The 23,338-nt window shown below is 65.8% G+C and carries 12 protein-coding genes; 5 read left to right on the top strand and 7 right to left on the bottom strand.

Going from position 1 to position 23,338, the window contains the following annotated elements; translation table 11 throughout:
- Positions 1-12: 12 nt before the first annotated feature.
- From HHL13_RS13445 to HHL13_RS13455, 3 genes are all read right to left on the bottom strand, one after another.
- Positions 13-4,356 carry a bifunctional class I SAM-dependent methyltransferase/DEAD/DEAH box helicase gene (locus HHL13_RS13445; protein ID WP_169556147.1) on the bottom strand — a complete coding sequence of 1,448 codons (4,344 nt, stop codon included), beginning with the start codon at positions 4,354-4,356 and terminating at the stop codon, positions 13-15.
- A gap of 64 nt (positions 4,357-4,420) precedes the next feature.
- Positions 4,421-6,532, bottom strand: coding sequence for a ParB/RepB/Spo0J family partition protein (locus HHL13_RS13450; RefSeq protein WP_169556148.1), 2,112 nt, complete (start codon positions 6,530-6,532; stop codon positions 4,421-4,423).
- Positions 6,533-6,652: 120 nt separating this feature from the next.
- On the bottom strand, positions 6,653-7,852 hold the full coding sequence (locus HHL13_RS13455; protein WP_169556149.1) for a DUF932 domain-containing protein: 1,200 nt from the start codon (positions 7,850-7,852) through the stop codon (positions 6,653-6,655).
- Positions 7,853-8,078: 226 nt separating this feature from the next.
- On the opposite strand from HHL13_RS13455, the gene HHL13_RS13460 reads away from it, so the two are divergent.
- The 3 genes from HHL13_RS13460 to HHL13_RS13470 all read left to right on the top strand — a co-directional run bounded on the left by HHL13_RS13460 (position 8,079) and on the right by HHL13_RS13470 (position 13,577).
- Complete coding sequence (locus tag HHL13_RS13460; RefSeq protein ID WP_169556150.1) at positions 8,079-11,768, top strand: SIR2 family protein; 3,690 nt, start codon at positions 8,079-8,081, stop codon at positions 11,766-11,768.
- A 190-nt stretch (positions 11,769-11,958) separates the two neighbouring features.
- Positions 11,959-12,345: a helix-turn-helix transcriptional regulator gene (locus tag HHL13_RS13465; RefSeq protein ID WP_206376923.1), complete on the top strand. Its 387-nt coding sequence runs from the start codon at positions 11,959-11,961 to the stop codon at positions 12,343-12,345.
- Positions 12,345-13,577 (top strand): type II toxin-antitoxin system HipA family toxin, encoded by a 1,233-nt coding sequence (locus HHL13_RS13470; RefSeq protein WP_169556151.1) that lies wholly within the window; start codon positions 12,345-12,347, stop codon positions 13,575-13,577. Before HHL13_RS13465 ends, HHL13_RS13470 begins: the two co-directional genes overlap by 1 nt.
- A gap of 131 nt (positions 13,578-13,708) precedes the next feature.
- Here the strand turns inward: HHL13_RS13470 and HHL13_RS13475 are convergent, their stop codons facing one another.
- The 4 genes from HHL13_RS13475 to HHL13_RS13490 form a co-directional block, all read right to left on the bottom strand.
- The gene (locus HHL13_RS13475; protein ID WP_169556152.1) at positions 13,709-16,972 is read right to left on the bottom strand and encodes an error-prone DNA polymerase; all 3,264 of its coding nucleotides are present in this window, start codon (positions 16,970-16,972) and stop codon (positions 13,709-13,711) included.
- On the bottom strand, positions 16,972-18,789 hold the full coding sequence (locus HHL13_RS13480) for a DUF6504 family protein (RefSeq protein WP_169556153.1): 1,818 nt from the start codon (positions 18,787-18,789) through the stop codon (positions 16,972-16,974). The genes HHL13_RS13475 and HHL13_RS13480 overlap by 1 nt, the downstream gene beginning before the upstream one ends.
- Entirely contained in the window at positions 18,707-19,483 is a 777-nt protein-coding gene (locus tag HHL13_RS13485) for a protein ImuA (RefSeq protein WP_169556154.1), read from the bottom strand. The genes HHL13_RS13480 and HHL13_RS13485 overlap by 83 nt, the downstream gene beginning before the upstream one ends.
- Before the next feature lie 107 nt (positions 19,484-19,590).
- Positions 19,591-20,772 carry a hypothetical protein gene (locus tag HHL13_RS13490; protein ID WP_169556155.1) on the bottom strand — a complete coding sequence of 394 codons (1,182 nt, stop codon included), beginning with the start codon at positions 20,770-20,772 and terminating at the stop codon, positions 19,591-19,593.
- A gap of 122 nt (positions 20,773-20,894) precedes the next feature.
- Between HHL13_RS13490 and HHL13_RS13495 the strand changes: the two genes are divergently transcribed.
- Positions 20,895-21,989: a hypothetical protein gene (locus HHL13_RS13495; protein ID WP_169556156.1), complete on the top strand. Its 1,095-nt coding sequence runs from the start codon at positions 20,895-20,897 to the stop codon at positions 21,987-21,989.
- A gap of 85 nt (positions 21,990-22,074) precedes the next feature.
- Complete coding sequence (locus tag HHL13_RS13500; protein WP_169556157.1) at positions 22,075-23,337, top strand: DUF4062 domain-containing protein; 1,263 nt, start codon at positions 22,075-22,077, stop codon at positions 23,335-23,337.
- Position 23,338: the final 1 nt, after the last annotated feature.

The raw sequence follows: 23,338 nt of genomic DNA on the forward strand, positions 1-23,338 counted from the left end.
CCCGTCTCCTGCTCAGGCCGCGCCGGCAGTGCGCGGCTCGACGCGTGCGACCGGGAAGCGTTCAAGCAGCCGGGCGAGAACAGCGGGACCGTCGCCGCCGGTCGGCACGAACAGCCGCAGCTTCCACGACACGATCTCCGACATTAGACCCATCGCCTTGAGCCGTTCGACGCCGAGGTCGTTGAAGCCGGTCAGCTCGATGCGGTGGAGGTGCATCGCGAGCACGCGCTGGAGCCGCTGGCCTTCGGCGAGGTGCAGCGCAGCCTCACCTGCGATGAGCATCTGCCATGCCTGGTCAGGCGTGATGGCAGGCGCGTCAGCGCCGAGCGTGGCGGCGACCCATGCCGGCGGCACACGGCGGCCGACGATACGCTCGCCGGCGTCGGTCTGGAGACGATAGACCCGCGTGGATTCGCCCGGAAGCCGTCTCCAGATCGGGAGGAGCAGCCCCGCGACGACATGCATTTCGGTGGTCTCGAACTCGGGGACCTCGGCGCGTTCGGCCTCCCAGGCGGCACTGAACCGCGCGCGGTCGGCGGCTCGCCAGAAGGTCTCGGCCAGCGCGTCCAGCGGCATCGCCGGGCTTTCCATCGGCTTGATCAGGCGGATTCGTTCTTCGACTCCGCCGTCTTCGAGCATCATGCTGCGAGCGCGCATGCGGACTGCCGCACGCCCGGAGCGCTCGTTGACGAGCAGCTTCGCATCGGGCTCCCGCGCCATCGCCAGCGCTTGATCCAGGTCAAGCGGATGATTGCGGTCTTTGCGCGCGATGGTGAGCAGCTCGGTCTCCGCACCGGTGCCCGGATGCACATAGATGGTCCGGCGCCCGGACACGGTGAAGCTCTCGGCGGTCAGAGTCTCGAGTCCGGTCTCATAGGTGCCCGACGTCACCGCTCCCTCGATCCGCCGTTCGAGCAAGGCCTCGAACGCATCGAACACGGTCCGCTGCATGGCGATCGTGAGCGCGAGCATCCGGTTGAGGAAAGTGGTGATCGGCGGCAGCTCGTCGCGCAGGCCATTGTCATCGCCGAGCTCAAGACCGGTCGCCGCCTCGAAATCGTCGAGCGAGCAACCCTCGATCCTGCCGCGAAAGATCAGCCCATAGAGCTGGCGGAGCGCATCGCGCGCATATGCGGATTCGAGATTGTCCTCGGGTCGGAACATGTTCTGGCCGCCGGTCTGGCGCTGTCCACGCGTGATCGCGCCGAGCGTGTCGAGGCGGCGAGCGATGGTCGAGATGAAGCGCTTCTGCGCGCGGACGTCGGTGGTCACCGGCCGGAAGCGCGGCGGCTGCTTCTGGTTGGTGCGATTGGTCCGCCCGAACCCCTGGATCGCGGTGTCGGCCTTCCAGCCTGCCTCCAGCAGATAGTGTACGCGCAGGCGCTGGTTCGCGGCGCCTAGGTCGGCATGGTAGGAGCGGCCGGTGCCGCCCGCCTCGGAGAAGACGAGAATGGGCTTGCGGTCGTCCATGAATGCCTGCGCTTCGGCGAGGTTCGAAGCGCCGGGTCGGGTCTCGACGGCGAAGCGGGTGGAACCGTCGGCGCGCTGCCGGGGAACGATGCGCCGCCCGCGTCCGGTGACTTCGGCCACGCGGTCAGGTCCGAAACGCTGGACGATCTGGTCGAGCGCGCCGGGGACCGCGGGCAAGGCGGCGAGACGCTCGATCATGGCTTGGCGCCGGGCCACCGCGTCGCGGCACTCGACGATATTGCCGTCGTGCATGACGGGGCGCGAGCAGAGGTTGCCCGAGCTGTCGGTGAATGGCTCGTAGAGCTGGACCGGGAAACTGTTGGCGAGATAGTCGAGCACATATTCGCGCGGTGTGATGTCGACATCGACATCGGCCCATTGTTCGGTCGGGATCTCGGCCAGCCGCCGCTCCATCAGCGCTTCGCCTGTCGATACGATCTGCACGACCGGGCTCGCGCCGCTGCCCAGGTCGCGCTCCATGCTGGCGATCACGCTGGGCGTCTGCATCGCGGTGATCAGATGATTGAAGAAGCGCTGCTTGGCACCCTCGAACGCGGACCGTGCGGCGGACTTGGCCTGGCGGTTGAGCGTGCCTTCGACGCCGGTGACGTTCGCGGCCCTGAGCGCAGCGTCGAGGTTGTTGTGGATGACCTGGAACGCCCCGGCATAGGCGTCGTAGATGCGCTGCTGCTCCGGGGTCAGCGCATGTTCGAGCAGCTCATACTCGACTCCGTCGAACGACAGTGAACGTGCCGAATAAAGGCCGAGCGCCTTCAGGTCGCGCGCCACGACCTCCATCGCGGCGACCCCACCCTCTTCGATCGCCGATACAAAGTCGGTCCGGGTCGCGAACGGGAAATCCTCCCCCAGCCACAAGCCGAGCCGTTCGGCATAGGCCAGGTTCTGGACGGTGGTGGCGCCCGTCGCCGAGACGTAGATAATTCGGGCATTGGGCAGCGCATGTTGCAGGCGCAGGCCCGCACGCCCCTGCTGCGACGCGGCCTGCTCGCCGCGCTCGGTCTTGCCGCCGGCCGCGTTGGCCATCGCATGCGCCTCGTCGAACACGATCACGCCGTCGAATTCGGCCCCGAGATAATCGACGATCTGCTGGACCCGGCTGGCCTTGCCGCCCCTCTCCTCGCTGCGCAGCGTCGCATAGGTCGTGAACAATATGCCATCGCCGAGATGGATCTGGGCACCCTGCCGAAACCGCGACAGCGGCGTCACCCGAAGCGGCTCCTGTCCGAGTGCGCGCCAGTCGCGCTGCGCATCCTCGAGCAATTTGTCCGAGAGCGAGATCCACAACGCGCGTCGGCGACCCTGCAGCCAATTGTCGAGGATGATGCCGGCGACCTCGCGGCCCTTGCCCGCACCGGTGCCATCGCCGCAGAACCAGCCGCGGCGAAAGCGGATGGCGGCCTCGCTGCCTTCGGCGACTGCGTTGAGTGCGTCGAAGCTGGCATCGACGTTCCACCACCCGGCGAGGAAGCCGGCATGCGCCTGGCCGGCATAGATGATCGATTCGAGCTGGGCATCGGACAACACCCCCTCTTCGATCAGCCGCCGCGGCAGCACCGGACGATAGTCGGGCCGGGGTGGTGCGACCGAGGCCATGGCAGCCGACTGGACCAGCATCGTTGGATGCGAGCGGGCGCCGGGAATGCGGATCGATTGAAGCTCGAACGGTTCATAGATCGAGGTCGAGAGGCGCGCGTCATCAGCGGGCTTCCAGTCGATTGATGCATAATCGAGCGGCGCTGCGTCTATTGGCGCAGGATCGACTCCGACGGTCACGGCGGAGATGGGAGCGCGTCGCACCACTGCGGCAGTCACGGTCGACGATGGCAGTGCCGACGGCTTGGGTGCGCGGGACGGAACCGAGGCCCTCACCCAGTGGAGCAAGGTGGCGAGGTCCGGGGCCTTGCCGTGGTCGGGCGCGAACGCGTCCTGGCGGTCAGCGGGCACTCGGTCGATGACGGTCAGGCGGGTCTCGGTGGTGGTGCCGTGGCGCGCATAGACACGGCCATCGACCGAAGCAGTGAACACGACGCGGCCGCGTTCCTGAAGCGCGATAAATTCGTCGCGCCACACCGGTGCCTCGGGCGCGCAGCCCGCGCCGGTGATCGCGACCAGCCGCCCGCCCGGGCGCAGCCGGGCTAGCGCTGAGGCGATATGCCGAAGCGCCGTCCCGGGCATGCGCCGGTCAATCCCGGCCATCGCCGAGAATGGCGGGTTCAGGAGCACGATGTCGGGGACGAGATCGGGCGCAAGGCGATCGTCGATCTGCGCGGCGTCAAGGCTGGTAACGTTCGCGCCAGGGAAGAGCCGTTCGAGCAGGGCTGCCCTAACCGGGGCAAGCTCGTTTAGGATGACCTGTCCTCCGAACATCTGCGCTGCGACCGCGAGCATGCCGGTACCGGCCGACGGCTCGAGAATGGCCTCGCCCGCGCCGATCTGCGCAGCGATTGCCGCCACCAACGAGAAGGAAGGCGGGGTCGAGAATTGCTGCAATGCCTGCCCTGCCTCGGATCGCCGCGTGTGCGTCGGCGCGAGCGCGGCGATGCGCTCGACCAGGCGGAGCCAGGCTTGCGGGTCGGACGACGATCGGACGATGGCCGGTCCGTGTCGACGGAGGAACAGGATCTCAGCGGCCTCGCAGGCGTCATAGGCCTGTTTCCAATCCCAGGCACCGTCGGCATCGCTCGCGCCAAATGCGGTCGTCATCGCCGCACGAAGGTTCGCCGCGTCGATTGGGGCGCCGCGTTCAAGGATCGGCAACAGGTCAAGCGCGGCACGATGAAGGCCATCGGCGACCGCCTGGGGGTCAGGACAAGTCGAGGAAGCGGGCGCGCCAAGCGACGCCCCGCCGAGAATCGGCAGGTTCATTGCAGGTCTCCTGATAATCGAAGGGAAGAGGAGCGGGACGCCGCGGCGCCCCGCACCCCATCGGTCACTCGGCGGCGATCGCCAGCGGCTCTTCGTCGCCGGACGCATCCGGCTCGGCGAGGAAGGCAGGCAGCTCGGCCGCCGCCGGGGCCTCCAGCAGGTCCGCCTGGGCAGGTAGCTCGGGCGTGCGCAGCGGCTCGGGCAACCAGCCCGCGCCGTCCATCAGCCGCTCGGCCTCGCGGGCCATGTCCGGCTTCTTCAGATGGTCGATCAGCGCCGCGGTCTCGCCGCCGTTGCCCTCCGTCACCGCATCGATGATGCGTGCCTTGGTCACCTTGCCGAAAAAATTGTCGGCAGTGGGCTTCCAGCCGAACCCGACCATGTCGAGCCCGACAGCGCGGGCAAGGACGTGGCTGTGCACAAGCCGCCGTTCGACCGTGTGCGCCGAGATGCGCCCATTGTCGTATTTGGGCGCCACTTCGTAGAGTGCGTTCACCGAGTAAGCGGCGCAGTGCGCGAACAGCTCGGCCTGCTCGTTGGCGTCGAGCAGTTGGAGCGCATCCCAGAGATCGCGGTCGGATTGGGGCAAGCGGTCCTTCCACATGGCGTGCCGGGCCTCGATCGCGACAGCGGCCGGGCTATCCTTCATGCCGGTGGGCTGGAAGCCGAACCCGACCTTGGTCAGGGTGACCATCAGGCAGCTTTCGGCGCGACTGTAATAGAAGGTGGCAAGCACGAGATTGTGCAGTACCGCCGCGAAAGCCACTTGGGGATTGCCGGCAATCGCATCCTGGAGCGCAAGCGTGCGCTCGGCCGTCAGCTCGGAGATGAGGCGGTCGGGCAGCGGCTTTAGTCCCTCATCCTCCTCTTCGGTCTGCACCTCGTCCCCGGCGGTTTCGGGAGCGAGGCCGGGCTGACGGTCATCGCCATCGACCCCATCTTCCTGCTGCTCGCCCTCGCCCTCACCGTGAGGTTCGGACTCGACAACCGGCTCGTCTTCGGCGCGAATCCAGCCGGGATCGACCGACAATTCGCCGTTCCGCTCTATCGTGATGAAGACGCCCGCCATCGCCATCTCGGTGGGGTCGTATTCCCAGCTGCCGCCGGCGAGCTCGGCGATCCGCTCGTCGAGCGCGTTCACCCGGGCATCGACGTCATCCGGAATCTCGTCGGCACCGCTCCATTCATTTTCGAGCGCTTCGGCCTCGGCCTGGAGCGTCGCCACTTCAGCAAGGTCCGCCTCGGTCGGCGGGGTGTGCGTCGCCTCGATCGGCCGCAGTCCGAGGTGATAGCCATAGGGGAGATCGATCGCCACCTCGACCCACTTCCATCCCTCCGCCCGGAAGCGATCGGCCTCGGCGCCGAGCTTCTCAAGCACGAGCCGGTCGAGCAACGCGGCATCCTGCAGCCAGCCGCCGCGGTCCTCCTCGAACAGGTCGCGGACCACGCAACCGCCGCCCGCGACATAGGTGTCGATGCCGACGAACAGCGCTCTCGGATCGCGCGCGGGGATCGTGGTTTCGTTCAGGCGGGCACGGATAAAGTGTGCCGACTGGTTGTGGTGGCTCTGGACCAGCTCCCAGACCTGCTCCTGGCGGGCATGGTCGTCGCAGACAGTGAAGGCCATCAGCTGCTCGAGGGTCATGCCGTCGGCGGCATAGACTTCGTGCAGCAGCGGCGACACGCAGGCGAGCTTGAGCCGCTGCCGCACGACCGCGGGCGTGACGTGAAACCGCGCCGCGACGTCCTCGATCTCGCCGCCCTGGTCGACCAATTGCTGCATGCCGCGGAATTCGTCGAGCGGGTGAAGCGCCTCGCGGAACGCGTTCTCGGCATAGCTGTCCTCTTCGGCCGAAACGTCGCCGTCGGCCGGCTTGACCACGCAGGGGATGACCGCGTCGGCGGCGAGACGCTTGCGCTTGACTAGGATTTCAAGCGCGCGGAAGCGCCTGCCGCCTGCAGGCACGTGAAACGTGCCGGTATCCTTGCCCTCGGCGTCGAGCAGCGGCCGAACGCTGAGGCCCTGAAGCAGGCCGCGGCGTTCGATATCGTCGGCCAGGTCCTCGATCGTGACCCCATTCTTCACGCGGCGGACGTTCGACTGGGACAGGACCAGGAGGTTGAAGGGAATCCCCTGCGCGGGCGCAAGGACGAGCTTGGGTTGACGCTTTGCCATGTCAGTTCTCCACATGGCGGGGACCGGGAGACTCTCTCCCGACCTTCATCCCGCCATGGGAACGGCGCAGCCCTCTACCTCTAGGAGGAGGGCCGCGCCGATTGGCAAAACTAACGTGGATCAGTGCACGGCCGCGAGTAGCTTCGAGGCCTTGCCCTCGAGATCGAGCCGCGCATCCTGATGCGGCTTGTCGCGGGCGAGCGCAGTGATCCCCTGGACGAAGTCGAAGATCGAGGCGGGCGGATGCCCCTCTTCGTCCAGGACGGTCGCGATGATCCGGCCGGTGTCGGCCTTGGAGAAACCTCGCTTACGCAGGAAATCCTGCCGATCCTCGTCGGTGCGGGCGACGATCTGCTGGCGCGCCGCCAAGATGCCCGACATGAAAGGTTGCGGCGAGGACGTCGCGAAATTCTCCAGCGCCGGCGCCGCCTCGTGCGCGAAGCGGTTGGCGGCGAACTTGGAATGCCGGATGCTGATCTCCTCGAAACCTTCGGCACCCCAGATGTTGCGGTTCATGCAGACCGCGCGGAGATAGAATGAGGCCATGCCAAGCGTCTTCGCGCCGACCTCGCTGTTCCAGCAATAGAAGCCGCGGAAGAACAGGTCGGGGTCGCCATTGGGCAGCCTGCCAGCCTCGATCGGATGCGCATCGTCGACCAGGAACAGGAAGACGTCACGGTCGCTGGCATAGAGCGTGGTCGTGTCCTTGGTGATCTCGACATGCGGGTTGTGGGTCATGGTCGACCAGTCGAGCAGGCCCGGGACCTTCCAACGCGAGTCGCCCGTGCCGTTCCCCGCGATCCGCATCACGGCTTCGACCAGCTCATGGTCCCAGATCCGGCCATAATCGGGGCCGGTCACTGCGCGCAGTTCGGTGCGGCCGTCTTCGGTCTCGAGCGTCTTCATAAGCTCGCCGCGGTGCGTGATCAGGCCGTGCTGGAGATTGATGCCCGCGAGCGGCGCGGGGAGCTGGCGCAGATAGCCCGAAGGCGCGCCGACCAGACCGGCGAGTTGCCCGAACGACCAATGGGTCGGCGCAACGGGTTCGTCGCGGCCGGGCACGATCAAGGTGAGGCGCTCCGCATCTTCGCGACTCGCCTCCACCCGCACCTCTCGCGTCTCGATAGTCCGGGCTGTGGCGCGCCTTGCCCGCGCCAGCGTCGCGGCGTGAAGCTCGCGCAGCGAGAGGTATCGCTCGTCGTCGGGACGCGAGAACCATTCGGACGAGACGCGCCCGATGCGCCGGCCCCGCGAGATATCGACCTTATAGGCACCGGTACGTGGTGGCGGCGCGGAAGCGTGGTTGAGGACAGTGGCCATGAAAAATCTCCGCGACGGGCGCCGGAAGACTCTCTCCCGGCCCTGACCCGTCACGGCCGAACGGCCGCACTCTTCCTCTCGCCGGGGCGTTGCGGGGCGGAGCGCCCGCAGAAGGGGTACGGCCAGATGCCGCTGGCCGTCAGGGGAAGGCCTTCCCCTTCCGGATATGCACCAAGACCTTGAATGCACTGGATCGCTTCGGGTGAAGTGCTGCATAGATGTCTTCATGTTGTTCGTTCCGGATGGTCCAGACATTCCTCAGTCGCTTCTCAGCGAGCAGCGCAACGGCAACCTGATGTTCGTCATCGGCGCGGGCGTGTCAGTGGCCGCGGGACTGCCGCTGTTCGGGCGTCTGGCGGAACTTGCCTATGAGCGCCTCGGCCAGGCAATTCCGGGAAAGCCGGACAGCCTCGCCACCCAAGCCGAGGTCGAGGCGCTCGCGGCGGGGCAATATGATCGCTTGATCGGCCTGCTCGAACGCCGGCTGGTCTATCGTGGGGCGGATTGGCAGCAGCCTCGGAACGACGTCCGCAATGCCATCGCGGAACTGGTGAAACCCAAGCGTGGCGCTTCGTTTGCCGCCCATCGCGACTTGCTCGATATCTCGCGCGGCGGCGACGGCATTCCGAGGATCGTCACGACCAACTTCGACACGATCTTCGAGAGGGCCTGGTATCGCCACACCAAGCAGCGGCTTCCAAGCAGTGCCGGCCAGGGCATGCCAGCGGTCGGCTCACCGGAATTTGTCGGGGCGCTTCATCTGCACGGCCGCGTTGCCGATCGAATGCTCAATCTGAACCAGACCGATCTCGTCCTGACCGCACCGAACTTCGGCGAAGCATATATGCGCAACGGCTGGGCCTCACGGACGGTCTATGACCTGATGCGCCGCTACACGGTCGTGCTGGTCGGCTACTCCGCCGACGATCCCCCGATGCGCTACATGCTCGAGGCAACCGAGGAGGGTCGGCTCAACTTCCCGGATCTGAAGCCCGCCTACGCGCTGGTCGCCGACGACAAGGACGATGCTGGCGGACTTCGCGAGATGTGGCGGGGCAAGGGGTTGCATCCGCTAATCTTTACTGTCCGGAACCACGATTATTCGCCGCTTTATCGCACGCTGCGCGAATGGGCCGAGATGGTCCGAGACCCTCTCGCCTGGTCCGAAACCATGATCGCGGAGATCACCGCCACCGACCATGCGGCCAGCTCCGAGACCGAGCGCGACCGGCTGCGCTATCTGAATAATGCGATATCGAGCACCGCGGTAGTCGCGGGCCACGCTGCTGACCCTGCGTGGCTGGAAGCGCTTGAGAGCGCGAACGAACCCCTGGACGACTGGTCCTATCGCGCATGGTTCAAGGATCGGCTGACCTCCGCGCGGGCAGCACGCTACGCGGTCGGCCTGCAAGGACGCGCCTCGATGCGCGTGGCGCAAGCGATCGATGTTCTTTTACGTTTCCAGAGCGACCCGCTGCCCGAGCCTTATGCCACCTTTTGGCCCCTGTTTGTCGAAGCGCGTCTTCGACCCGAAGCAAATCCGTTCGGACGGCGGCGCAGTTCGGGCGTGGTGAGCGCGAGACGCGTGGCCGACATGGTCGCCGCCGTGCAGCCGCGCCTGGCGGTCAGCAGAAAGCTCAGCTTCCGAGAACCGGAAGCGCCGCAGGGGCGGCCGCAGACGATCCATGACCTGGGACATTTCGAGTTCCGGGCCGATGAGCGCGATTGGCAGCGCCGGCTGGACAAGTGGCCGAAAACGTCGCAGGCCGAGGTGCGGCTGATCGAGGCACTCGATCGGGCGCTGGTGGAGGCGCTTGAGACTGCTTCCGACGCAGGTCTTCTCGAGCACAATGGCGATCTGCAATCCTGGGACATCGCGCTGGTGCATGCCCCGGAGCCAAATGACGGTCTCGCCGAGCCCGACGATCGTCATCGCCGCGGCTGGCGGCGAAATCCCCCCGATCAGTACAACAATCACTTCGGACCACTCGTTCGGCTGATGACCGGTCTGTGGCGTCGGCTGGCCGAGCGGGATCTTGGCTTGGCAGCGCGTATCGCCGAGAGCTGGGCGAGCCGCGACGCGATGATCTTCAAACGGCTCGCCGCTTGGAGCGCGACGATATCGAAGGCAGGGCCTGTGGACGCGATCGAGCGCTATCTGCGATCGACCACGCGCGACCGATACTGGTCTGGCGATGACAATCCTGAGCTTGTCCGCTTCTATTGCCGGCGGTGGAACCGGCTCGACCAGCGCACTCGCGACAGGCTCGAGGCCGCGATTCTGGCCGGAATGAAAGCGGAGACGGTGCGGCGCTTCACCGATGCCGGGCATCGTAAGCGCGCACGCGCCTATTACACAGTGCGGGAACTGGCGCGGATCGCTACTGCGGGCGGACGCCTCTCTGTCAATGCGCGATCGCGGCTGACAGGTTTTCACAAGGCGTTTCCCGGCCTGCCCAAGAAGGTTCCGGTTTTCGCTCACCTGCTGAACGCCAGCTATTCCGGCTCGGGATACTCCGCGGACACACGCGTATTGGCGCAGGTTTCCGACGAAGAGTTGATCGCGAGCGCGGCGCAGGCTGAGGAGTCCGATCGGATCGGCCAATCCGATGTATGGCAGGTGCTCGTACGCGACGACCCGCGCAGGGCATTTCGAGCGCTGCTTGCGGACCAGCGCCGGGGTCATTTCGAGGCCGCTCGGTGGCAACCGCTGCTGAGCCAATATTCCCATCAGGAACCGGTCGTAAATCCGCCGCCGCTGCCGGATCTCACCAAGGTCATCGCGGCCGTGATCGCAGGCCCCGACAGTGCGATTACGACCATGGCCTATACGCTTGCCAATGTGATCGAGCGTCGAGCCGACGCGCCGGGAAAGCGCGTGTTTCCCGCTGTGCTGCGGCTTTGGGACCGGCTGGTTCCGCTGGCGGCCCAAATCGACGAGGGGGACGAACAGCCTCGCGCCCTGTCCGAAGTCATCCTGTCGCACCCGCTCGCGAACCTCGCGAGCGCATTGGCGCGGATGCAGAGCAGTGTGCCCCGCACCGAGGGCGGCGGGTTCGCGAAGAGATTTCGTGCGCGATTCAATATGCTTGCGAAACTCGACGCGCGCGCAGGTGTGATCGCACGAGCCTCGTTGATCCGAGAGCTGGCGTTCCTCCACTGGCTCGCGCCGGACTGGGTCGATCGTTACCTGTTTCCGATGCTCGATGCGGGCGGCGAGGATGCGATCGACCTGATGAGCGTGGTGTCGGTTTCCGATGCCCCGCAATATTCGCCTCTGTTCAATCGCCTGAAGCGGTCGATCTTCCAGGCGCTGGAGCACGACAAGACCGACGGCGCGGCGCGAGAGCGGCTGTCGGGCGCCGTGGTCAGCGCCGCCTTCGCAGTCATTCGAAACGAAGACGGCTTCGACCTCTCACCTGTCGAATGCCGCCATGCCCTGACTCGCATGCCCAATAATGTGCTCGCCTCGATGGCATGGGAGATATGCACAATATTGCGTCAAATCGATGGACAGACGGACCGCGCCACCACCTGGACAAACGTCATCAAGCGTTTCCTGATCGACTATTGGCCAAACGACGTAGCGGCCCGGACGGCTGAGGTGTCCGACGATCTGGCAAAGCTTCCGGGGCTCGCCGGCCCGGCATTCGAAGAGGCCGTAGATACCGTCCTCGGACTGGTCCGGCCGGCCAAATTCTACGATCTGCGCCATGGGCTGGAGCTGGACGAGGCCAATGATCCGATCGCGACATACCCGCGGGCTGCATTGCGCCTGATCGCTTCGGTCATCGATCGGGAGGCGCCGCCGCCGACGGACGTTGGAGAGGTCATCCGCGATCTTCTCGCGGCCGATCCGAACATCGCCTCCGACCCTGCCTTCTGGCGGATGCGCCAATTGCAAAGGCCTAACTAGCAGGCCGTTCCGGCGGAACCCGACGGCTTCCGATCTGAGACGACAGACCACGGCTCCGGACATTTTTGCGCCCGCAGTTTCATCTTTGCTTCAGCTGGCGCGATTGACACCCCCGCGAAGCGATCTGGCTTTACGAGGCCCAATAAATGTCATATATGACGCTTTATAGCGCTCAGCGCGTCATATGTGGATGGTTAAGATGTCTTCGGCAAAGACGCGGTCAGTTCTGGTCCGGCTCGGCAAGGACCTGCGGGCCGCGCGCCTTCGCCGGGGCATGGCGATCGGCGACCTTGCCGTGCGCGCCGGCGCATCGACCAGCACCATTATTCGGATGGAAAAAGGGGAGCCGGGAGTCGGGATCGGCACACTCGCCGATGTTATGGTCGTGTTCGGGCTCAATGAACGTTTCGCCGATCTCCTCGATGTCCGGCACGACGATCTCGGCCTGGCCCTCAGCAATGAACGGCTTCCGCAACGTGGTCGCCGCCGGTCTACGACGGTTCGTCCCCCTGAAGGTGATAAGGGTTCGGCTTCGCCGGAGCCGAGCGATACCGATTCTGACGGCCTCGCCTTCTGATGGCCGACTACCGCGCAAAGGTGGCGCTCGGCGAAGCGCAGGTGCCGATCGGGCAGTTGCGCTTCACGCGCGATGGCCCGCGGCAATATTCGAGCTTCGCTTATGATGCGGGCTGGATCGAGGATCCGCGCCGGTTCGCGCTCTCGCCAGACATGCCGCTCGACAGCGGCCCCTATCATCATTCGAGCCAGCAAGGCGAAGCGCGCGACGCCCTTGGGGGCGCATTCGCCGACGCGGCGCCGGACAGTTGGGGCCGGCGGCTGCTCGAACGCGCCTATGGCAATGGTCTGAGCGAGTTCGAATATCTGACCCTGTCCGACGATGCCTGCCGCCAGGGAGCATTGCGCTTTCTCGACGATGCCGGCGCGGTGATCACCGGCGGCGCCGCCGACGCGGTGCCCCGCCTCATCGACCTTGCTGCGATCACGGCCATCGCGCGCGCCTATGAACAGGGCAGCGAAATCTCCGCCGAGGATTTGCAGGCGCTGGCCGGCGCCGGCGGCTCGGGCGGCGCGCGCCCCAAAGCCAATGTCCGCGAAGGTGAGCATCTCTGGCTGGCCAAGTTCACCTCGGTGCTGGATCAGCAGCCTGTCGAGCGCGTCGAAGTGGCGACGCTTCGCCTTGCAAAGCTGTGCGGCATCGCCGTCCCTGAGGTGCGTCTCGTCCTTGCCGACACCCCCTGGCCGGTGGCGCTACTCCGCCGGTTCGACCGGCAGGGCAATGCCCGTATCCCCTATATTTCCGCGCGCACCGCGCTTGCCAAACGCGGCACGGAACTCGGCTCCTACACCGAGATCGTCGATTTCATGCGCGGGCATGCCGCCGACCCGTCGCGCGATTTCCGCGAGCTGTACCGGCGGCTGATCTTCACAATCCTCGTCTCCAACAAGGACGATCATCTAAAGAACCACGGGTTCCTCTATGTCGGCAAAGGCCAATGGCGCTTGTCGCCTATGTTCGACGTCAATCCCGCACCGGATCGCAATCCGCATCTCGAGACCGCCATCCTGGAAGGTGGCGCGCATGACCGATCGATAGCGCTCGCGCTCTCGGCGTGTGAGTTTTTCGAGATCGACGATGGTGATGCGCGCGCGATGATACGCGAGATGGCTGCACGCATTGCCGGAAGCTGGCGAGAGGCGTTCCGGGAGGCAGGAGTAACTGGCGCCCAGGCCCGCAGCTTCGAACCCGCGTTCGAGCATGACGAAGCCATGCTGGCACTGGCCCTCTAACAATCATATCTGATGTCTTATCGGCCAGAGAATGTCATATATGACACTCTACACCGGAAAGATGTTATTGGATTTGTCCGAAATATGTAGACAAATTTCGGACGGGATGACGCCAAAACTCAAGACCGCCGCTAATGGAAATCATGACTGCGCACCTTGATCAAATCCTCGGGATCGGCGCCGTTCGGGAAGGGGGGAAAATAGAGATCCCGAGGCCCCGGACGCCAGCCGGGCTCGCCGCGGTCCGGCGCACCGGCATGGGTGGCACCATCGCCGCGCCCGAAGGTCACCGGCATCTTCATCCGCCCGACCGAGCGCAGCATTTCGTCGCGCGGAACCACGTGATCGACGATAACATGGATCACCGCGCCCTCCTTCTGCAGGCGCCCGCGCAAGGACACCATCGACGCCGACATCACCACGCGGCGCTGCTTCTCGAACCGGTCGGGCCAGAGGATACCGTTGGCGACGCCGGTCTCATCCTCGATCGTGATGAACAGCACGCCGCGCGCCGAGCCCGGCCGCTGGCGAACTAGGATCACGCCCGCGACCTCGACATGCCGCCCGTCGCTTATATTCGCGAGATCGGCGCAACGCACCACCTTCTCGGCGGCCAGCTGCTCGCGCAGAAACTGGAGCGGATGCGCGCGCAGCGACAGCTGCAGCGTGCGATAGTCCTCGACCACCTCGCGGCCATCAGTCAGCGGCTGCAGGATGACTCTCGGCTCAACGCCCTCGGGTGAGAAGCCGCCCTCGCGCGCGTCCGCAGCGGCGAACAACGGCAAGGGCGCCTCGCCCAGCCCCTTCACCTTCCATAGACCCTGCCGGCGATCCTCGGCGATGCAGTGGAATGCGTCCGCCTCTGCGAGCCGCTCGATCGCGGCGCGTGGAACGCCGGCGCGGCGCCATACCTCGTCGACACTCTCGTACAGGGCATTGCCACGCACGGCGGCGATCGCGGCGCCATGGACGTTGGCGAGCGAGCGTACCTGCCGGAAGCCGAGGCGCACCGCCAGATACCGCCCGCCGGTCTTCTCCAGCGTGCAGTCCCAATGGCTCTGGTTGATCGAGACCGGGCGGACCTCGACCCCATGCCGCTGCGCATCCTGGACGATCTGCGCGGGCGCGTAGAAGCCCATCGGCTGCGCGTTGAGCAACGCCGCGCAGAAGATGTCGGGATGGTGATGCTTCACCCAGCAGGAGGCATAGGCGATCTTGGCGAATGAAGCGGCGTGGCTCTCGGGGAAGCCATAGGAGCCGAATCCCTCGATCTGCTTGAAAGTGCGCTCGGCAAAGTCCTTGGGGTAGCCGCGCGCGATCATGCCGCCGACCAGCTTGTCGTAGAAATGGCTGACACCGCCGGTGAGCTTGAAGGTCGCCATGGCACGGCGCAGCTGGTCCGCCTCGGCGGGCGTGAAGCCCGCGCCGACGATGGCGACCTTCATCGCCTGTTCCTGGAACAGCGGTACGCCCAGCGTCTTCTCCAGCACCGCGCGCAGCTCGGGCTTGGGATATTCCGGCTTCTCCTTGCCCTCGCGCCGTCTGAGATAGGGATGGACCATGTCGCCCTGGATGGGACCTGGCCGGACAATCGCGACCTCGATAACCAGGTCGTAGAATTTGGTCGGCTTCATCCGCGGCAGCATCGACATCTGCGCGCGGCTCTCGATCTGGAAGACGCCGAGCGTGTCGGCCTTCTGGATCATCTTGTAGACCTCGGGGTCGTCGTCCTGGAGATCGGCCATACCGATGCGGATGCCCTTGTCCGCTTCAAGCATATTGAAGGCCCGGTTCATGCAGCCGAGCATGCCCAGACCCAGCACATCGACCTTCATGAAGCGAAGCGCGTCGATATCGTCCTTGTCCCATTCGATGATCTGGCGATCCTCCATCCTCGCCGGCTCGATGGGCACGAGATCGTCGAGCCGGTCCTGGGTCAGCACGAAGCCCCCTGGATGCTGCGACAGATGCCGCGGGGTGCCGATCAGCTGGCGGGCGAGGCGCAAGGTCAGCTTGAGGCGGTGATCCTTGGCGTTGAGGTTGAGGCTCTCGATCTGCTCGTCGCTTATCCCATCCATCGACCAGCCCCAGACTAGGCCGGTCAACATCTTGGTCAGGTCACGAGGCAGGCCCAGCGCTTTGCCGACCTCGGCGACGGCGCCGCGGGTGCGGTAGCGCGTCACCACCGCGGTAAGAGCGCTGCGCTCGCGCCCATAGGTTTCGTAGATCCACTGGATGATCTCTTCGCGCCGTTCATGCTCGAAATCGACATCGATGTCGGGCGGCTCCTTGCGCTCTCCCGAGACGAAGCGCTCGAACAGCAATTCGTGCTGGATCGGGTCGATCGAGGTGATGCCGAGCAGATAGCAGACGCAGCTGTTCGCCGCGGAGCCGCGCCCCTGGCACAGGATGCCGCGCCGACGGCTTTCCTCCACAATGGAGCGGACCGTCAGGAAATAGGGCGCGTAGCCGAGCTGGTCTATCAGCCGCAGCTCGTGCGCGATCTGGTCTGCATAGGGTTTGGGCACGCGCTCCGGAAACTTGGCGGCCGCCGCTTCTCCCGTCAGGCAGGCCAGTGCTTCCTGGGCGGTCTTGCCCTCCATCACCTGCTCATAAGGATATTGGTACTGAATCTCGCCGAGATCGAAGGTGCACACTCGCGCAATGTCCGCGCTCGCCGCGATCGCATCCGGAAAGCCGGCAAAGCGGCGTTCCATCTCCTCCGGCGATTTCAGGTGCCGGTCCATGAAGCGCTCGCGCCGGTAGCCGAGCGCATCGACTGTGGTCTTCTCGCGGATCGCAGTCACCACGTCCTGCAGCGGTCGTGCCTCGGGGGAATGATAGAGGATGTCGCCGGTCGCGACAGCGCGGACGCCGGCAGCACGCGCCTGGGCGTCGAGCGCGTGGAGGCGTTCGACATCGTCAGGCCGCCGCCGGTACGACAGCGCGAGATAGGCGCGAGGCCCGAAGGCCTGCGCCAGCTCGGCGATATGCGCCGCGGTCACAGCATCGGGCAGGTCGGGCACCAGGATCGCAACGATCCCCTCGGCGCGGTTGACGACATCGCTCCAGCCGAGGATGCAGCGGCCCTTGCCACCGCGCGCCTTGCCGATCGAGAGCAGGCGGGTCAGGCGCGACCAGGCCGGCCGGTCGGTGGGATAGAGCAGCAATGCCCGGCCATCGGTCAGGTCGACTCGGCTGCCCGCGATCATGCGCACGCCGGTCGCCTTCTGCCCGTCCCAGCCGCGAACCACGCCCGCGACCGTGCTCCAGTCGGCGAGGCCGAGCGCGGTGTGGCCCAGCAATTGCGCAGCGGCGAACAACTCCTCGGGCGCGCTGCTCCCACGCAGGAACGAGAAATGGCTCGTCACCTGGAGTTCGACGTAGCTGGCCATCAGCCGAAAAAGCCGTGGAGATACCAGCTGAGATCCCCGGTCTCGGGGACGACGCCGTCGCCGCGGCGAAACAGCCAGAAGCGCTGGCCGCCCTCCACCTCGACCCGGAAATAGTCGCGCACCGCCCAGAGCTCGCGATCGGTTCGCCACCATTCGCCATGGATGCGCTCCGGCCCGTCGCCTGCCGTCACCCGGTAGGGTTTGCCGCGCCAGGTGAAGCGGCGCGGCGCATGGTCGGGCAGCAGCGCGACGACATGGGACAGCATCTCGGGCCTCGGCAGGATCCGCACCGGCCGCTTCCACGCCGGCCAGCCCTGCGGCTCAGCCAAGGCGCCCAGCCGGCGCACTGCACGCTCGGGCACATCGCTCGGCTCGAGCCCGATTCGGAACACTGCCTCATCTCCGGCGCGCCCGGCAAGCTGGTCGATCGCGGGCGCGAGGTCCGGCGGCGCATCGCCATCGGGAATGAGTGCGCCAGCGATCCGGGCGCCGAGCGGCTCGCTGTGCGGCACGACCAGCCGCATCGCCTCGATGCCGAGCCCGGGCTCGAGCCGGTCGATCTTGAGCCCGAACATCCGCACGAGATGCTTGGGGTCGCGGGTGGCGCGCGACGCGCCGATGCCGAGATGCTGATCGGCACCATCGATCCGCTCGGCGGTGATCACCGCGGCGCGCACGCCCAGACCGCGCGCACGCAGCACCGCGACCAGATCATCGACCAGATCGGTGATCACCTGCGCGATCGCCTCGGGCGTGGCGATCGGCTCGAGCAGCCGCCGCGACACGATGGGCGCCTCGAACGGCACCACCGGCACGATCGGCTCGGCCACACGGCCAAGCGCCTGGTCCAGCCGGGACACTGTCGACAGTCCCAGCCGTTTGGCGAGCGGCCCCCGCGGCATCGGATAAAGGTCGCCGACGCGCTCGAGCCCGAATCGCGCGGCGGCGGCGAGCGACTGGGGTGCGAGGCGAAGCGCGGCGATCGGCGCGGCGGCGAGCGCGGCCGCCTCGCCGCCCGGCGGCAATAGGGTGATCGCGTCGCCGCCAAATCGCGCCATCGCATGGGCAGCGCCCGGCGTGCCCGCGACACCCAGGCGACCGGTAAATCCGATCCGTGAGAGAAAGCGCAGCAAGCGGGCACAAAAGCGCGCCTCGCCCCCGTGCAGATGGCTCGTGCCGGTCAGGTCGAGCCAGATCCCGTCGGCGCCCGAGCGCGCGGCGACCGGGGTCCAGTGCGCGACCGCATGCAGCGCCAGCCGGTCAAGCCAGGCCTGATCTCCCGCCGCGTCGGCATCGCGGACGTCGAGATCGCCGACGAGTGCTCGTGCATGTGCCGCAGCCATGCCGGGCAAGAGGTCGAGCGCCAATGCCACCGGACAGGCAGCGGTCACCACCTCGCGCTGCCCGACGCGCTCGATGAGCACGGTCGGATGGCCCCATAGCGCCATGCCGGGCATCGCCGGCATGACCGCCCGCGACGGCCCCCGCCCGCCTTCTTCGGAAGGCATCGCCCGGAACGGATGCTCGACCGCCTCGGAACGCCGGCCGAGCAACCGCATCGGCGGCCGCTGGTGCGCTGGCAACGCCGCGATCCGCTCCGCTTCCGCTTCCCGGCCAAGCCCGTCCTGCGCCCAGCGCGCGCCCGGGCGCCAGCCCCCGCCGCGCGGGACCGAGCAAGCGCCCGGATCGTCGTCGATGCTCGGCTTCAGGACCGGCGCGAGGGACCAGGGCCGCTCAGGCGGCGCGAAGGTCCGCTCCACCCGCCGCAGCCGCTCGATCGCGAGCTGGGGCAAGTAGAGCGAGGCGACCCTTGCCATCGCAGGCCTCGACTATGAGAGAAAAGGGATTGCCGCCGCGCTGGCGGACAAGATCGACCGACCAACAGGAGCGGCCGACACCGGCATGCGGGAGCGGCACCGACGGCGCGCAGCCGATCCGCCACCGCGTGCAGGCGGCAGACGGAATTTCGAGCGGATCGCGCGCGGCCCGCGCCCAACGTCGCAGGAGCAGCATCGGCGTGCGGCCGTCGGCGGCGGCAAGCTGGAGCCGGCGGGTGGCGGTCTGGTCGGCGGTCTTCACTTCGGCGACCACCGCCGCGAAGCTGCCATCGCGCAGGCAGTCCTCGGCAAGCGCCAGCGCCATCACCTCGTCCCGGCCCTCGCAATAGAGCAGCTTGCCCGGAGACAGCCCGGCCTGCTCGAGCCCGGGCGCGTAGAGATCGAACCGGGTCAGCGCCCAGGCGACGCTCGCATTGGGTTCGACCGCAAAACGGGCAGCGGCTCCGGCGACGAAGAGGGTCGCGGCGGCATCGTCGCCGAGCGTCGGGGAAGCCGCGGCGACCTCGTGCAGGCCGCCGCCATCCAGCCCACCACCGCCCAGCCGGGAGTCCATCGCCTCGATGCCGAACGGCAGCAGCGGCGCGTTGCTCGCCACAGGCACGGCGATGCGCGCCTTGAGCTCGGCGAGCAGGCGAGCCCGATCGGTCTCGGCAAGGGCGGCAATGGATTGCATAAGAGAATCACGACTCGCACGTTCTCTTTATGTTCCGAGGACTTGGCATTTTCGTCAAGGGCGCGAATCATGCGTGCTGCAACGCGCCCGGCCTGCACATCGACAGATTACGGCTTTGGGGCGGCGCCGGCTGCAAGGTCCCATCGCCACACGCCGTCCCGGCACTCGATCAGGAGATGATGGGACAGGCGCGGCCGAGGCTCCGGCAGCGAAACCCCAAGCGGAGCGAGATAGGAGGTTTCAACCTTGTTTCGGCCGAGCGCTTGGAAGGTGACATTTTCCATCGAATCGCCTTGCACGACGTTCGCCGAGCCGCTCAGCACCTCGCACGTCTCGCCCAAACCGATATAGACCTTGGCGTGCGAGTCCTGCTTGCGCTTGCCGTCCCCGACGATCCGGTTCTCCAGCCCGAAGCGGGAGAGCATGACGTGGTCCAGGCCGGACTCTAGCAACGCGTCGCGATACTCTTTCAGGGTCGCGCCTCGGGTCATTAGAATCGTTCGAGTCGGATCGAGCTGAGCCAGCAGGGTTTCCCAGATGGCGAGCCGCTCCGCCTTGGTCTTCCATTGATGCGCGACGAACGGCGTTGCGAGCAGGATCTGATCATTAAAGAGTCGCCACCGCGCGATCAGCTTCCCCAGCGCGTGCATAACGTCGGTCTTGCTCAGGATGCCTGTCAACACGTCGGCCAGGTCCGTGCCGCTCACGTCGGCCAGAAGAAGCTCCTCGACCGGAGGCAAATCCGACCCGTCCAAGCGGAGAGGATGGTAGAAGATCGCCCGGTGGGGCTCGCCGCATGAGCATGGCACCTCGACGAAGAAGACCACATGCTCGACCGGGGGAAGCCGCGACCGGGCAAGCATCTGATTGGTAGCCTGGGCACGCGCGTCGGCGACCCTCAGCCAAGACTTGCCGATCGCCAAGAACGCCGCCGCTTCGAGGCTCTCGCCTGACTTCGCGCATTTGAAGATTGGGAAGGCGTCGAGGTCGAACCGCGGCTGGTCGGGGTTCATGTCCAGCTGATAGACCGCGCTCGCGCCCGGCCGGGGAGCATTGCCCGCATATGGATTGATGTCATTGTCGAACCGCTCGACGATCATGCAGTCGTCCGAGTAGGATTCCGCTGGATTACGCAGGTCGAAGACAAAGTGCTGGCCGCATTTTCGGCATGCCACAAGCCAGCTCCCGCGATCGTTGATCATAGGGAATTTGAGCTCGGTGTAACGATGCGGCGTATCGCATTTCGGGCAATTGGCGACGTGATGCCGCTCTCGGGTTTCGAAGATCATGATCGACACTTACCAAAGCCGGTCCAGTCTTCGCCATATTCACGTGAAGGATTTTGCGGCGCCACCTTGCCCGGAGCTCGCCGCCGTGCTGCATCATACCTAGACCAACACAGGGTGGCAGCATGAACGCGGCGATGAACAATTCGGCGATCATCGAAGCAGCGGCCAGCTCAACCGGACTCTGGCTTTCGCCCCAGGTCGTTGCCGCGCTCCTGACTCTCGCTGGCGTGATCGTCGGCCTCGTCGCGCGGGACATCGTCATGACGCTCTACATGGCGAGAAAGAAGCGCACGGAGGACCTCGCGGACAAGAAGGAGGCCGCCGGAAAAGTGCATCACGATCTGGTGCGGCTATATTCCGACCCGCTCAAGGATGCGGTGACCAGCTTGAAATACCGCCTAGAAGAGATCGTGGAGAAAAAGCAGGGCCGATATCTGCACGCTGACGCTCCCGGCATTCCATTTCTGGAATATAAGCGGATCAGCACGGTCTACCGGATCGCCGCCGTGCTCGGCTGGATCCGCGCTATCCGGCGCGAGCGCAGCTACCTCGATCCGGAACAGGCTTCGGCCTCCGTCGAAATGCAGGCGATCGGCGAGCTTGAGGCCGCGCTCGCGGACGGGACACACGTGGAATTGCAGCGCCTGGACGAGCTGTCGAACCTGTGGCGCGTCTCCACAATCGACCCGCAGGCCAAGGTCCATATCGCAAGTCTGATCGATGGCGAGCGCGCCGCCTATCTGGCGAAGAAGGGCGCGCTCAGCTCCCGCGACCTTCCCGACCCCGACCAGATCGAGTTGGCCGAGCGATGCGCCGAGATCATCCGGCACGAGGCGGGCGTCGACATCCCTCCCGACCTGGTCGCGGCAACCGCGAAGCAGACCGCGGTCACCTTCGGAATCAAGGAAGCCTATATCTACCGGGACTGGCAGGCCGCGATCGGCGACCTGATGCTCCTCGACGACAAGGTCGGGACCCGCCACTTTTCGGTGCTCGGCTTCGGTACGTTCGAGGATATCATTCTCAAGGGCCGCAAGAACAAGCAGTCAAATGCTGCGCGCTGGTTCGCCCGGCTCGAGGGCCTCATCCACGATCTTGATATGACCCGGGAGGGTATGTTCGACGCCAGGCGTGACCAGGTCCGCAAACTCTACCAATGCTGCATCAAGCTGGAGGCAGGGCTCGAGCAGCGCCTGAGCGCCAAGCAGGAGGGATAGTAAGGTCACCATCGGTAGGTCGCTCTTGCCGATGGGCGAATATGGAATATCGGTGAACGCCCAAGCCAGCACCGAGTGAATTTCGATGGCGCATCGCCCCACCTTCTTCCTGTCCTCGACGATATACGATTTCCGCGACCTGCGTAGCGCGATCAAGTTCAGCCTGGAGGCTCGCGGCTGCCGTGTGCTTGCCTCCGAGTTCAACGACTTCGGCGGCAGTCTGGATCAGCACAGCTATGAGGCGTGCCTGACCAACATCGAGCAGGCCGACTATTTCGTCCTGCTGATCGGTGCCCGTGTTGGGGGCTGGTACGACAAGCCGAGCCGCATCAGCATCACGCAGCAGGAGTACCGGACCGCCTATGAGCTCCATCGGCAAGGCAAGCTCCGGCTCGTCACATTCGTTCGCAGCGAGGTCTGGCAACTTAAGGAGGATCGCAAGGAACTCGCCGCCTTCCTGATCGAGAACGCCATCGCCGAGCAGGAGCGTCAAGCCATCGCATCGGCACCCAGCAAGTTCGCAAACGATGCAGAATTCCTCGGCGGTTTCATCGCCGAGGTTGGCCGAAACCTCGAAACTGGACGGGCGGTATCGACCGGCAGCGCCAAGCCGACGGGCAACTGGATTTACCAGTTTCGCGACTTCCGAGACATCCACGATGTCCTTCAGCCGCTGGCCTTCACCGGCCTCACCTCCGAGGACGCGGCCTACAGAATTGCCCTCCAGAACGAGCTGCTGCACGTCATGGGACAGCTCTTGGAGAAAGATACGAGCGGTGTGTTCGATCATCGGGCGCCGCTTCGGAAAGGACTTGCGGCGCATCCGATCACGGTCGAAGTCCGCGACCGGGGTTGGCTCACGGTGGATCTTGAAGCCTGGGGCAAATTTGCCACAATCTTCTACGCGGCCTTGGGCACGCGCTTCGAAACTGTGGTGATCGACGACGCGCTGACCTCGACGATCTTCCTGGACTATGATGCCGAGAAGGGCAGCTATGTGCAGAGCGCCGCCTACGAGGCCCTGTCGAAACTATGGTCCGAGATACGACAGTTCAACGATGTCGGCACGTTGCAGAATCTATCGATCCTCAGTGAAACGACGCCCAGGGCGCTGGGTCGGAAGACAGGGCGGCACGATCTGCCGGCAGACAAGGTCGCGCTCCTCTACTCCTACGCACAACGCTGGATAAACATCATCTCGCTTTGCGAGGCGCTGATACTCCATCTTGAAGGCAGACCATTTGTCATGCCCGAGCTGATGCCCTTTTCTCCAATCGCGGGATATGAACAGACGATTTTGGCAGGACGAGTTTCCGCCGCGGATCTACGCCAGGCCTTGGGTATCTGAG

Source organism: Sphingomonas sp. G-3-2-10, from assembly GCF_012927115.1.
In the GTDB taxonomy this organism is placed as follows: domain Bacteria; phylum Pseudomonadota; class Alphaproteobacteria; order Sphingomonadales; family Sphingomonadaceae; genus Sphingomonas.

Bases quoted from the DNA above. Each gene is read 5' to 3' on its own strand.
- HHL13_RS13445 (WP_169556147.1), bottom strand. From the start codon at position 4,356: ATGAACCTGCCGATTCTCGGCGGGGCGTCGCTTGGCGCGCCCGCTTCC.
- HHL13_RS13450 (WP_169556148.1), bottom strand. From the start codon at position 6,532: ATGGCAAAGCGTCAACCCAAGCTCGTCCTTGCGCCCGCGCAGGGGATT.
- HHL13_RS13455 (WP_169556149.1), bottom strand. From the start codon at position 7,852: ATGGCCACTGTCCTCAACCACGCTTCCGCGCCGCCACCACGTACCGGT.
- HHL13_RS13460 (WP_169556150.1), top strand. From the start codon at position 8,079: ATGTTGTTCGTTCCGGATGGTCCAGACATTCCTCAGTCGCTTCTCAGC.
- HHL13_RS13465 (WP_206376923.1), top strand. From the start codon at position 11,959: ATGGTTAAGATGTCTTCGGCAAAGACGCGGTCAGTTCTGGTCCGGCTC.
- HHL13_RS13470 (WP_169556151.1), top strand. From the start codon at position 12,345: ATGGCCGACTACCGCGCAAAGGTGGCGCTCGGCGAAGCGCAGGTGCCG.
- HHL13_RS13475 (WP_169556152.1), bottom strand. From the start codon at position 16,972: ATGGCCAGCTACGTCGAACTCCAGGTGACGAGCCATTTCTCGTTCCTG.
- HHL13_RS13480 (WP_169556153.1), bottom strand. From the start codon at position 18,789: ATGGCAAGGGTCGCCTCGCTCTACTTGCCCCAGCTCGCGATCGAGCGG.
- HHL13_RS13485 (WP_169556154.1), bottom strand. From the start codon at position 19,483: ATGCAATCCATTGCCGCCCTTGCCGAGACCGATCGGGCTCGCCTGCTC.
- HHL13_RS13490 (WP_169556155.1), bottom strand. From the start codon at position 20,772: ATGATCTTCGAAACCCGAGAGCGGCATCACGTCGCCAATTGCCCGAAA.
- HHL13_RS13495 (WP_169556156.1), top strand. From the start codon at position 20,895: ATGAACGCGGCGATGAACAATTCGGCGATCATCGAAGCAGCGGCCAGC.
- HHL13_RS13500 (WP_169556157.1), top strand. From the start codon at position 22,075: ATGGCGCATCGCCCCACCTTCTTCCTGTCCTCGACGATATACGATTTC.